The 12,455-nt window shown below is 46.6% G+C and carries 10 protein-coding genes and 3 rRNA genes; all 13 read right to left on the bottom strand.

Annotation, left to right across the window (positions count from 1 at the left end):
* Positions 1-12: 12 nt before the first annotated feature.
* The 13 genes from rsmI to MKX97_RS00165 all read right to left on the bottom strand — a co-directional run bounded on the left by rsmI (position 13) and on the right by MKX97_RS00165 (position 12,206).
* Entirely contained in the window at positions 13-888 is an 876-nt protein-coding gene (gene rsmI, locus MKX97_RS00225; protein ID WP_040760258.1) for a 16S rRNA (cytidine(1402)-2'-O)-methyltransferase, read from the bottom strand.
* Positions 888-1,151 carry a GIY-YIG nuclease family protein gene (locus MKX97_RS00220; protein ID WP_009499405.1) on the bottom strand — a complete coding sequence of 88 codons (264 nt, stop codon included), beginning with the start codon at positions 1,149-1,151 and terminating at the stop codon, positions 888-890. The genes rsmI and MKX97_RS00220 overlap by 1 nt, the downstream gene beginning before the upstream one ends.
* Positions 1,138-1,878, bottom strand: coding sequence for a tRNA1(Val) (adenine(37)-N6)-methyltransferase (locus tag MKX97_RS00215; protein WP_342536639.1), 741 nt, complete (start codon positions 1,876-1,878; stop codon positions 1,138-1,140). Before MKX97_RS00215 ends, MKX97_RS00220 begins: the two co-directional genes overlap by 14 nt.
* A 58-nt stretch (positions 1,879-1,936) precedes the next feature.
* Positions 1,937-2,296 carry a DNA replication initiation control protein YabA gene (gene yabA / locus MKX97_RS00210; RefSeq protein ID WP_040760048.1) on the bottom strand — a complete coding sequence of 120 codons (360 nt, stop codon included), beginning with the start codon at positions 2,294-2,296 and terminating at the stop codon, positions 1,937-1,939.
* Between the two features lie 13 nt (positions 2,297-2,309).
* Entirely contained in the window at positions 2,310-3,137 is an 828-nt protein-coding gene (locus MKX97_RS00205) for a stage 0 sporulation family protein (RefSeq protein ID WP_078818844.1), read from the bottom strand.
* Positions 3,130-4,140 (bottom strand): DNA polymerase III subunit delta', encoded by a 1,011-nt coding sequence (holB, locus tag MKX97_RS00200; protein ID WP_139366049.1) that lies wholly within the window; start codon positions 4,138-4,140, stop codon positions 3,130-3,132. The genes MKX97_RS00205 and holB overlap by 8 nt, the downstream gene beginning before the upstream one ends.
* A gap of 73 nt (positions 4,141-4,213) precedes the next feature.
* Positions 4,214-4,654, bottom strand: coding sequence for a YaaR family protein (locus MKX97_RS00195; protein ID WP_009499400.1), 441 nt, complete (start codon positions 4,652-4,654; stop codon positions 4,214-4,216).
* A gap of 17 nt (positions 4,655-4,671) precedes the next feature.
* Entirely contained in the window at positions 4,672-5,001 is a 330-nt protein-coding gene (locus tag MKX97_RS00190; RefSeq protein ID WP_009499399.1) for a cyclic-di-AMP receptor, read from the bottom strand.
* Positions 5,002-5,090: 89 nt separating this feature from the next.
* Complete coding sequence (gene tmk / locus MKX97_RS00185) at positions 5,091-5,732, bottom strand: dTMP kinase (RefSeq protein ID WP_009499398.1); 642 nt, start codon at positions 5,730-5,732, stop codon at positions 5,091-5,093.
* 16 nt (positions 5,733-5,748) lie between these two features.
* Complete coding sequence (locus tag MKX97_RS00180; RefSeq protein WP_342536635.1) at positions 5,749-7,173, bottom strand: aminotransferase class I/II-fold pyridoxal phosphate-dependent enzyme; 1,425 nt, start codon at positions 7,171-7,173, stop codon at positions 5,749-5,751.
* A 116-nt stretch (positions 7,174-7,289) separates the two neighbouring features.
* A 5S ribosomal RNA gene (gene rrf / locus MKX97_RS00175) occupies positions 7,290-7,405 on the bottom strand.
* 71 nt (positions 7,406-7,476) lie between these two features.
* Positions 7,477-10,402, bottom strand: a 23S ribosomal RNA gene (locus tag MKX97_RS00170).
* Between the two features lie 252 nt (positions 10,403-10,654).
* Positions 10,655-12,206: ribosomal RNA gene (locus MKX97_RS00165) — 16S ribosomal RNA — on the bottom strand.
* Together the 16S, 23S and 5S rRNA genes form the textbook arrangement of a ribosomal RNA operon.
* Positions 12,207-12,455 lie beyond the last annotated feature (249 nt).

Below are 12,455 nucleotides of genomic sequence, written 5' to 3'. Positions count from 1 at the left end.
TCCTTAACTTAATTAATCCACATGATACGCCTGGTAGACATCCCGCTTCCCAAGACCTCTTGCTTCCGCCACTTCCCGAATTGCATCTTTTGAACGTATTTCTTTTTGCTCTATCACCTGTTCAACATGATCTTTTATAGACAGTTCCGTCCACCATTCTTCAATTACCTCTTCTTGCACATTGCAATTGCCCTCTACCACTAAGCAAAACTCTCCTCTGATTTCATGAGTGTCCGCCCATTCCACAGCTTCTGCTAGAGTACCCCTCAATAATTCTTCAAAGCGTTTCGTCAGCTCTCGTGCCATGACAATTTTGCGTTCCTCACCAAATTGCTCCGTCAGATTTCGCAAGGTCTGCTTTAAACGATGAGGTGCTTCGTAGAATAACAACGTCTCCTCATAACGTTGCAATTTTTTCAGCTGTTCCTTTTGTTCTTTTTTCTGCCTGGCCAAGAATCCCCAAAATAGAAAGGGTTGCGGCGTAATCCCTGAAGCTACGAGGGCTGTCACGGCCGCGTTAGGTCCGGGAACTGGAACGACTGCAATTTCTTGTTCAATCGCAAGTTTGACGAGATCCGTTCCTGGATCTGAAATACACGGCATACCCGCATCACTTACAATAGCTATATCCTTCCCAGTTTTGAGGTATTCTATAATTTTTTCTCCGGCAACTCGCGTATTATGTTCATGATAACTGATTAACGGCGTGTGAATATCGAAATGATTACACAGTTTGATCGTGTTTCGCGTATCTTCTGCTGCTATAAAATCGACTTCCTGCAAAATACGTATAGCACGGTATGTCATATCTTCTAAATTTCCAATTGGGGTTCCGACAATAAACAACTTCCCTGCCTCTGTCGTTTCGGCACTTTTTTGAGAAACAATCATTCTGTCCGCTCCTTTCGAATATATTGCTCTTTTTGCGAACGATTCAATGTCTTGAATTGATACTCTGCTTGCATCGCCTCTCGTTTCGTCTCATACATTTCACGGTAAACATACCTGACTGGCAAGCGACCTCTCGTATACTTAGCCCCTTTTCCTTCATTATGTACACGCAAGCGCCGTTCTAAATCATTCGTATATCCTGCGTAATACGAGCCATCTATACATTCCAACACATAAAAAAAATGCTCACTCGTCGCCATACAGTAGGTGCCTCACTTCCTCTGTATAATTTCCATTGGCCTGATATACATATAAAGGAGGCAGGATTTTTAAATCTGGTTTCCCATCCTTTATGGCTTCGATCAATAACGTATTCGCTTCTTTTCCTTCTTTTGGATAGACAAAGCGAATGCGCTTTGGCTCTAGTCGATGCTGTCTCATAGAAGTGATCATATCCAACAGGCGACCCGGTCGATGAACAAATGCTGCCTTGCCACCTTGTTTTAATAATTCACTGGCAGATTGTACTGCTTGATCCAGCTTCAATTCAACTTCATGTCTTGCGATCGTATAATGCTCGCCTTTGTTTCTTGCACTAGCCTCATTTGCGGGAAAATAAGGGGGATTGCACGTAACAGTATCATAGGTATCGTATCCAATCTTCTTGGCAATCCCAATCACATTATCCTGTAAAATCGACAACTGTTCATCAAGTCCGTTATGAGCCACACTTCTTTTCGCCATATCTGCCAGCCGCTCTTGCAACTCAACCCCAACAATTCTCGCTTTCGTTCGTGCACTCAAAAATAAAGGAATGGCCCCATTTCCAGTACACAAGTCCACTACCTTCCCACTTCGAATCGGTACATAAGCGAACCTTGCCAACAATACCGCATCCAATGAAAATGAAAAAACAGAAGGACTTTGAATAATGCGTAAATCCTCTGCTAATAAGTAATCAAGTCTTTCATCGTCTTGTAAATTCATGCCGTACACTCCTTAATCAAAAGAAAAAGCCAATACCTAAAAATAGGAATTGACCCTTTCAACCGTTCTGTTTATTTAAAAATGACAGACAAAACAAACAATCTTCGCCTTTACGGCTGCTGCCATAATGTACATTGCACACATGAAACCCTTCATTGTACAGCCGAGCTAAATTGTCTACACCCTCGCCAACATCTAGCTTCTTCGGACGTTCATCTCGCGCGGTCTCTTCTATATTTTGTGTAATCTTATCGATTTCATCCAGTCGCGTTCGCAGATGATGGTTTTCCAGACGAAGCGAGTGGTTTTCTTCAGTCATCTCTGCGACAAACCCAATAAGTTCCCTGAATTGTTTTTGCATAGAGTCCAACTGTTGTTCAAACTCCATCACCCTGTCAAGAAAGTTCACTTCTTTCAACTGTTCCACCTCGTCATTTCGTCAATTGAGCCATTTCCTTCTGTAAATCCTCAATCTCACTCCACGCATATTCGAGTACCCTTTCAAAAGCTGGCATATTCACTTGCAGCACGCGTTCCAATAAATTTAAGCCAACCACTTTTCCAATCCCGTCTGGCGTTGCCACTTGAGTGCCAATATCAGGCATTTGTGCTTTTGCTTCCTCGTATTCATCATTTTCATACTTTAGACAACACATAAGGCGCCCACAAAGCCCTGAAATCTTAGATGGATTCAACGAAAGGTTTTGATCCTTAGCCATCTTAATGGATACAGGCTCAAAATCTCCTAAAAATGTGGAACAGCACAGCATCCTTCCACACGGTCCGATTCCACCTAGCATCTTGGCTTCATCGCGTACGCCAATTTGGCGCAACTCAATTCTTGTTCGAAAAATCGATGCAAGATCCTTTACCAAGCTGCGAAAGTCAACTCGACCTTCAGCAGTAAAATAGAAGACAATTTTATTGCGGTCAAATGTATACTCAACATCGACTAAACGCATATCCAACCGATGCTCTATAATCTTTTCAGCACAAACATCAAATGCCTGCTCTGCTTCCTGCTGATTTTCTCTAACAAGCTCTCGATCATTCTCATCGGCAAGGCGAATGATCTTCTTCAATGGCAAGACCACGTCTTCATCATCTATTTCATTACTTCGACTAGCAACTTTGCCGTATTCTATGCCTCTTGCGGTTTCTACAATGACATAGTTACCGACTTCAACCGGCATATCCAATGGATCGAAATAATATAATTTACCCGCTTTTTTAAAACGGACGCCTACGACTTTATACAAACAATAACCCCTCCTGCATAGTAAGCACCAATTGTTCTAGTAAAAGCGTACGATTCATATTTTGATGCAATCGTTTTTTTGCCTGCAAGATGGCATCTATTTTTACAGTTAAACTGCTATACGCATTTTTAACAGAATGTTTAGTGAAGGTTTCCAGTTGATCGGGATACGCAATAGTCGATTGCAGTCCCGCTTTCACCGCTACAATATCACGGTATGCAAAGAGAAGCAAGTCTATCCCTTGTTCACAATCACTTTTTTCCTTCATTAAAGGCATCCAATCTGTCTGAATGAACAACAAAGCCTCACCCGGCGATCGCTGTTCAATTGCCTCTACTAATTTTAACACTAATTTCCGTTTCTGTACAAAGGAATCTTCCTGCGTCATTTCATACGCTTCATTGGCATTGGCGGTCATCATGGTAACGGTTGCGGCCAACGATGTCGTTACTCCTTGCTGTATAAGGGCCTCTATGATGGCCTCTCGATTCATGGGCTGTAAAGGTATTCGCTGACAACGTGATTGAATGGTCGGTAAAACAGATGTGTAAGAGTCAGTCAGCAAGATTGCTGTCACATTGCCTTCAGGTTCTTCAAGAAACTTTAATAGGGTATTGGAGGCTGAACTATTCATTCGCTCAGCGTTGGCAATGATATATACCTTACGCCCTTCCTCATAACCCTTCTTCGTCATTTTCATAATTAATTCTGCCATTTGATCTTTTTTAATATCCTGTCCGTCCGGTCTGATGGTCACAACATTTGGATGATTGCCTGATTGTATCCTTTTGCAGGAATGACATGTTTCACATGGAACATTTTCTTTTGGATCCATACATAGCAGTAACTTTGTAAAATAACTTGCAATAAGTTCCTTGCCTGACCCATTAGAACCGTCGAATATATAGGCATGTCCAACACGCTGACGTTGGTGAATTGTTTGTAAGCGCTTGATTACCTGTTGTTGAGACTGCAATGCATGATTATTGTCGTTTTCCAACATGCAATCTCCTCCTTGGTAGTTCTTCATAGTTGTTGCAAAAAACCCCGTGCTACCAGTAAAATGCAGCACGGGATTACGTATATAAGTTAATCAAAAGTCCTTTGATTTCGCCGATTTTCGCTAGCAAATCAATGGACGATTCTTCTTCATCCAATAGGGCTTCTGTCAGTGCAATTAGTTTCTCATCAATCGTTCGGACAATCTTTAAACGGCGTCCTTCACCAAATTGATTCCAAGTATGGGATTGTTTTAATTCAATACCGGACTCTACTGACTCCTTCAGAAAGCGTTTAATCAGCATTTTATACTTTGCCATATCACGCAAATTCCGTGACCGCGCGAGCCGATCACCTGCACTTGAAATATCTCCAAATAGGCGGGTGATCTGTTCACTTTGCAGGCGTGCTTCCTGCTTCTCCACCATTTGTCCAAAACGAGCATTTCCTTGCAACTGACGAAGCGGGTCTTTCGGTAATTTATCCATCCCTGTACGATAGTCACCATTGACTTTCATCAGAGTTCACCTCAATATTAAAAATGGTGGAACTGTTCAATTGGCAAGACAAATACGGTGGCTCCGCCTACTTCTACCTCGATTGGGTACGGAATATAGGAATCCGCATTGCCTCCCATAGGTGAAACAGGTGCAACCATCTGATCCCGGGAACGACAATTATCACGAATTAAATCCAAAGCTTTTGAAACTAACTCGTCCTCCACACCCATTAAGAATGTAGTGTTTCCTGCACGAAGAAATCCGCCTGTACTAGCTAACTTCGTATTCCGAAAATCACTTTTAGTTAACGCGGAAGATAATCGGTTACTATCTTGGTCCTGTACCACTGCTACAATCAGTTTCAATGTACTCTCCCCTTTTCCGATTTCTTATATCTACACGGCTCTCTCATCCGGTCCGTGTCTACTTCTAAAGAAGGTTCCTTTCTATTATATCACGAATTCCATTTTAAGTTGACTTCTGAATTTACAATTTCCCATACATTTTCGACTACTTGCAACTCTGACTTCTGTGCATCCACTACTTGTATCCGTCCTTCGGCTCGCGTTATCACTTCTTGATACCCTTTATAGACCCGCTTATGAAATTCCAGTTCTTCCAAGTCTAAACGGTTTTGCTCCCGTTCTGTATCTTTCCAGATTCGCTCCAATCCCACTTCCGGCGGTACATCGAAAAAGATCGTACAGTCAGGCATATGGTCTTCTATCGCAAATAAATTGATTGCTAACACATCGTCCATCCCTAGACCTCGTGCAAAGCCTTGATATGCCAGTGAACTATCAATAAAGCGGTCACAGAGTACGATGCTGCCTTCTTCAAGAGCCGGCAAAACTTTTTCAACCAAGTGCTGCCGGCGTGCAGCTGCATACAATAAGGCCTCTGTCTTTCCATCCATCTCTTGATGATTTGCGTCTAAAATCACTTCACGTATTTTCTCGGCAATAGGAATTCCGCCTGGTTCACGTGTCATTGTAACCGCGCGCCCTTGTTCCTTCAATCTTGCAGCAATCTTACGCAATACTGTCGTCTTTCCTGCGCCTTCCGGTCCTTCAAAACTAATAAATAAACCTCTCAAAAAAAACGTCTCCTATCTATTCACTGACCACTTTAATTTGATTCGACTCTACATCAAAAGCTCCTTGAAAACGAGAGCCTGCTTCCGCTAACACAAGCAGTTGCCGTATATGCGCTTCTGCAACTCTCTCGCCAGCGCATAACAATGGGATACCAGGCGGATAAGGGACAATTGATTCAAAAGCAATTTTACCCTTTGCCTCCTCAATATGCATCCACTCGGCTTTCATTTCTCGTAGCCGATCTGTTGTATAGACCGCTGTCGTTATTGGCAAGTGCGGCATTTTAAGCTTAACCGATGGCTTATCACTTTCCGTTGCACGTAGCAACTCTACTGCATCTCTAAATTTCTTTACCACATCATTCACAATACCTGCATGATCGGCTTTCACTAAAGGCAACACTAAAAGGACTTGATAAAGATCTGCGAGTTCCGAATAAACGCCTTGTTTTTCTAGTGCGTCTTGCAAAGCGAAGCCTGTATTATCCTCTACGCGTACTAGCAGCTTTAATGGATCATCTACTTCAACCACTTTCACATCGGAAATGCATTGAAGCTCTCGTAGTAACTCTCGCCTGTATGATTGTAAGCTTGCATAATCCGTTTCATTATAAGACTCTACATAATGCCTAGCATCATCCAATGAAGCCATCAACAAGTAGGATGGACTACTCGACTGCAACATATGTAAAAAATGCGCTACTCGTTCTGTTTTAACGAAATTTGAACGTACATGTAAAAATGAAGCCATTGTCATTGCCGGCAATGTCTTATGTGCAGATTGAACCACTACATCCGCACCTAGGCTAAGCGCACTTTCCGGAAATGATTGATGAGCTTTGAAGTGAGCACCATGCGCTTCATCTACTAAAACAGGCACTCTATACGCATGACACTCTTTAATTATTTTACCTAGCTCTCTGTTTGCTACTCCATAGTAAGTAGGATTTGTAAAAACGGCAGCTTTTACGTTGGAAAATTGCTTAAACGCTTCCTTAACATTTGCAACCGACACACCTCCTGCAGTCCGCGTATCTTCATCCCACTGGGGGGATAAAAAAACTGCCCGCGCCCCTGTTAACTCGAGCGCATGAAACACGGACTTATGCGCATTTCGTTGAACCAATACTGCATCGCCTTTCCCCACTGTTGCATACAGCATAGCCAAATTACCAACAGTAGAGCCGTTGACTAAGAAAAAGCTACGAGTACTTCCATGTAAACGTGTCAGTTTCTCTTCCACTCGCTGAATTACGCCTGTTGGGCTATGCAGATCATCCAAACCAGCAAGTTCGGTAACGTCATAGGCTAATGCCTGTCGCAAATTCTGCGGTAAACCAGACAATGCTCCATGTTTATGTCCAGGCACGTGGAATGAAATAGGCTGCTGTTTACGAAAGTTTTCTAGCGCCTGAATAAGCGGTCGATCTTCATAATTCATCTATCACGCACTCCTTTTCTTCTACTTAGTATATCAAAACTTTCTACTTTCCTCTTCATCTTTCGAGAACACAAAAAAGCCAATCACTATGAGGACCATAGTGAATGGCTTCGCATGCCTAGCAACGTCCTACTCTCACAGGGGGAAGCCCCCGACTACCATCGGCGCTGAAGAGCTTAACTTCCGTGTTCGGTATGGGAACGGGTGTGACCTCTTCGCCATCGTTACTAGACAGATGAGTAAAGCTTGTTCACTCAAAACTGAATAAAAGACATTGTGTACATCAAGTAGTACTTCTTAAAATAGGTTAAGTCCTCGATCGATTAGTATCTGTCAGCTGCACACGTCGCCGTGCTTCCACCCCAGACCTATCCACCTCATCATCTTTGAGGGATCTTACTTACTTGCGTAATGGGAAATCTCATCTTGAAGGGGGCTTCATGCTTAGATGCTTTCAGCATTTATCCCGTCCATACATAGCTACCCAGCGATGCCTTTGGCAAGACAACTGGTACACCAGCGGTATGTCCATCCCGGTCCTCTCGTACTAAGGACAGCTCTTCTCAAATTTCCTGCGCCCGCGACGGATAGGGACCGAACTGTCTCACGACGTTCTGAACCCAGCTCGCGTGCCGCTTTAATGGGCGAACAGCCCAACCCTTGGGACCGACTACAGCCCCAGGATGCGACGAGCCGACATCGAGGTGCCAAACCTCCCCGTCGATGTGGACTCTTGGGGGAGATAAGCCTGTTATCCCCGGGGTAGCTTTTATCCGTTGAGCGATGGCCCTTCCATGCGGAACCACCGGATCACTAAGCCCGTCTTTCGACCCTGCTCGACTTGTAGGTCTCGCAGTCAAGCTCCCTTATGCCTTTGCACTCTACGAATGATGTCCAACCATTCTGAGGGAACCTTTGGGCGCCTCCGTTACTCTTTAGGAGGCGACCGCCCCAGTCAAACTGCCCACCTGACACTGTCTCCTGCCCGGATCACGGGCATGGGTTAGAAGTCCAATACAGCCAGGGTAGTATCCCACCAACGCCTCCTCCGAAGCTGGCGCTCCGGAATCCAAGGCTCCTACCTATCCTGTACAGGCTGCACCGGAATTCAATATCAGGCTACAGTAAAGCTCCACGGGGTCTTTCCGTCCTGTCGCGGGTAATGCGCATCTTCACGCATATTATAATTTCACCGAGTCTCTCGTTGAGACAGTGCCCAGATCGTTACGCCTTTCGTGCGGGTCGGAACTTACCCGACAAGGAATTTCGCTACCTTAGGACCGTTATAGTTACGGCCGCCGTTTACTGGGGCTTCAATTCAGAGCTTCGCTTGCGCTAACCCCTCCTCTTAACCTTCCAGCACCGGGCAGGCGTCAGCCCCTATACGTCACCTTACGGTTTTGCAGAGACCTGTGTTTTTGCTAAACAGTCGCCTGGGCCTATTCACTGCGGCTCTCTCGGGCTATTCACCCTACCAGAGCACCCCTTCTCCCGAAGTTACGGGGTCATTTTGCCGAGTTCCTTAACGAGAGTTCTCTCGATCACCTTAGGATTCTCTCCTCGCCTACCTGTGTCGGTTTGCGGTACAGGCACCTCCCGCCTCGCTAGAGGCTTTTCTTGGCAGTGTGAAATCAGGGACTCCGGAGACAATTCTCCTTGCCATCACAGCCTAGTGTTATATGAGAACGGGATTTGCCTCGTTCTCCACCTCACTGCTTAGACACGCAACCAACTGCGTGCTCACCCTATCCTACTGCGTCCCCCCATTACTCAAACGGCGGGGAGGTGGTACAGGAATATCAACCTGTTGTCCATCGTCTACGCCTATCGGCCTCGACTTAGGTCCTGACTAACCCTGAGCGGACGAGCCTTCCTCAGGAAACCTTAGGCATTCGGTGGAAGGGATTCTCACCCTTCTTTCGCTACTCATACCGGCATTCTCACTTCCAAGCGCTCCACCAGTCCTTCCGGTCTAGCTTCAACGCCCTTGGAACGCTCTCCTACCATTGACTTGCGTCAATCCACAGTTTCGGTGATCCGTTTAGCCCCGGTACATTTTCGGCGCAGCGCCACTCGACCAGTGAGCTATTACGCACTCTTTAAATGATGGCTGCTTCTAAGCCAACATCCTGGTTGTCTGGGCAGCGCCACATCCTTTTCCACTTAACGGATACTTGGGGACCTTAACTGGTGGTCTGGGCTGTTTCCCTCTCGACGATGGATCTTATCACCCACCGTCTGACTCCCAAACATAAATCATCGGCATTCGGAGTTTGTCTGAATTCGGTAACCCGGGATGGGCCCCTCGTCCAAACAGTGCTCTACCTCCGAGATTCTTTCGTTTGAGGCTAGCCCTAAAGCTATTTCGGAGAGAACCAGCTATCTCCAGGTTCGATTGGAATTTCACCGCTACCCACACCTCATCCCCGCATTTTTCAACATACGTGGGTTCGGGCCTCCAGTCAGTGTTACCTGACCTTCACCCTGGACATGGGTAGATCACCTGGTTTCGGGTCTACGACCCCATACTCATGCGCCCTATTCAGACTCGCTTTCGCTGCGGCTCCGCTTTCTCAGCTTAACCTTGCATGGAATCGTAACTCGCCGGTTCATTCTACAAAAGGCACGCCATCACCCATTAACGGGCTCTGACAATTTGTAGGCACACGGTTTCAGGTTCTATTTCACTCCCCTTCCGGGGTGCTTTTCACCTTTCCCTCACGGTACTGGTTCACTATCGGTCACTAGGGAGTATTTAGCCTTGGGAGATGGTCCTCCCGGATTCCGACGGAATTTCACGTGTTCCGCCGTACTCAGGATCCACTCTGGAGGGAATGCACTTTCGACTACGGGGCTGTTACCCACTGCGGCGGATCTTTCCAGATCGCTTCGTCTAATGCATTCCTTTGTAACTCCGTATAGAGTGTCCTACAACCCCAGGAAGCAAGCTTCCTGGTTTGGGCTCTTCCCGTTTCGCTCGCCGCTACTAAGGGAATCGATTTTCTTTCTCTTCCTCCGGGTACTTAGATGTTTCAGTTCTCCGGGTGTGCCACGATCACGCTATGTATTCACGTGAACGTACTGTCCCATTACGGACAGTGGGTTTCCCCATTCGGAAATCTTCGGATCAAAGCTTACTTACAGCTCCCCGAAGCATATCGGTGTTAGTGCCGTCCTTCATCGGCTCCTAGTGCCAAGGCATCCGCCGTGCGCCCTTTCTAACTTAACCTATAAAAGGTCCAACGTCTCTCTAGCGATAGAAAGAACGAAGGTTAAAAAGTTTACATGAATCAAACAAAATGTTCGATTCGGTTGATTACTTGATTACTTTCAATGTCGTTTTATCCAGTTTTCAATGAACAAGTCTAAAGAAAAAAGCTTTGAACACTCAAAAAATGAGCCTTCAAAACTGAACGCAAAACGTTAACGTGACGGATCGAAGATCCATCTTCCGAATGCCAAGATGGCATACTATCCTTAGAAAGGAGGTGATCCAGCCGCACCTTCCGATACGGCTACCTTGTTACGACTTCACCCCAATCATCTGTCCCACCTTCGGCGGCTGGCTCCCGTAAGGGTTACCCCACCGACTTCGGGTGTTACAAACTCTCGTGGTGTGACGGGCGGTGTGTACAAGACCCGGGAACGTATTCACCGTGGCATGCTGATCCACGATTACTAGCGATTCCGGCTTCATGCAGGCGAGTTGCAGCCTGCAATCCGAACTGGGAACGGTTTTGTGGGATTGGCTCCCCCTCGCGGGTTTGCAGCCCTCTGTACCGTCCATTGTAGCACGTGTGTAGCCCAGGTCATAAGGGGCATGATGATTTGACGTCATCCCCACCTTCCTCCGGTTTGTCACCGGCAGTCACCTTAGAGTGCCCAACTGAATGATGGCAACTAAGATTAAGGGTTGCGCTCGTTGCGGGACTTAACCCAACATCTCACGACACGAGCTGACGACAACCATGCACCACCTGTCACCGCTGTCCCCGAAGGGAAAGGCATGTCTCCATGCCGGGCAGCGGGATGTCAAGACCTGGTAAGGTTCTTCGCGTTGCTTCGAATTAAACCACATGCTCCACCGCTTGTGCGGGTCCCCGTCAATTCCTTTGAGTTTCAGCCTTGCGGCCGTACTCCCCAGGCGGAGTGCTTAATGCGTTAGCTGCAGCACTAAGGGGCGGAAACCCCCTAACACTTAGCACTCATCGTTTACGGCGTGGACTACCAGGGTATCTAATCCTGTTTGCTCCCCACGCTTTCGCGCCTCAGCGTCAGTTACAGACCAGAAAGCCGCCTTCGCCACTGGTGTTCCTCCACATCTCTACGCATTTCACCGCTACACGTGGAATTCCGCTTTCCTCTTCTGTACTCAAGTCCTCCAGTTTCCAATGACCCTCCACGGTTGAGCCGTGGGCTTTCACATCAGACTTAAAGGACCGCCTGCGCGCGCTTTACGCCCAATAATTCCGGACAACGCTTGCCACCTACGTATTACCGCGGCTGCTGGCACGTAGTTAGCCGTGGCTTTCTGGTAAGGTACCGTCAAGGTACAGGCAGTTACTCCTGTACGTGTTCTTCCCTTACAACAGAGCTTTACGATCCGAAAACCTTCTTCACTCACGCGGCGTTGCTCCATCAGACTTTCGTCCATTGTGGAAGATTCCCTACTGCTGCCTCCCGTAGGAGTCTGGGCCGTGTCTCAGTCCCAGTGTGGCCGATCACCCTCTCAGGTCGGCTACGCATCGTGGTCTTGGTAGGCCGTTACCCCACCAACTAACTAATGCGCCGCGGGCCCATCTCACAGTGACAGCCGAAACCGTCTTTCAACATCTCTTCATGCGAAGAAATGGATTATTCGGTATTAGCCCCGGTTTCCCGGAGTTATCCCCATCTGTAAGGTAGGTTGCCCACGTGTTACTCACCCGTCCGCCGCTAATCTTTAGGAGCAAGCTCCCAAAGATTCGCTCGACTTGCATGTATTAGGCACGCCGCCAGCGTTCGTCCTGAGCCAGGATCAAACTCTCCATAAAAGAGAAATTCGAGTTAGCTCGATTTCTTGCTGGCATCATTTAAGATACTCATTTTGTTTATGTCACCGGCAGAGCCGATGCACAAACGTATAATTCGTTAACGTTTTGCTGTTCAGTTTTCAAGGTTCATATGGCTACTCTTTCGCAAGAGGCAACTTTCTTATAATACCAAATCGCCGTTTTGTTGTCAACACTTTTTCTTGAAAAGTTTTTTGTGTTGTTCGGGTGTTTTGCAACTCCCCGATGCGA

This window comes from Sporosarcina sp. FSL K6-3508, from assembly GCF_038615825.1.
In the GTDB taxonomy this organism is placed as follows: domain Bacteria; phylum Bacillota; class Bacilli; order Bacillales_A; family Planococcaceae; genus Sporosarcina; species Sporosarcina newyorkensis.
Note: the sequence above shows the minus strand (reverse complement) of the source record. Positions and strands in the feature narration are given on the sequence as shown.

Coding starts and splice junctions, on each gene's coding strand:
- MKX97_RS00220 (WP_009499405.1), bottom strand. CDS start 1,151: ATGGCGACGAGTGAGCATTTTTTTTATGTGTTGGAATGTATAGATGGC.
- MKX97_RS00215 (WP_342536639.1), bottom strand. CDS start 1,878: ATGAATTTACAAGACGATGAAAGACTTGATTACTTATTAGCAGAGGAT.
- holB (WP_139366049.1), bottom strand. CDS start 4,140: ATGTTGGAAAACGACAATAATCATGCATTGCAGTCTCAACAACAGGTA.
- MKX97_RS00195 (WP_009499400.1), bottom strand. CDS start 4,654: ATGAAAGTCAATGGTGACTATCGTACAGGGATGGATAAATTACCGAAA.
- MKX97_RS00180 (WP_342536635.1), bottom strand. CDS start 7,173: ATGAATTATGAAGATCGACCGCTTATTCAGGCGCTAGAAAACTTTCGT.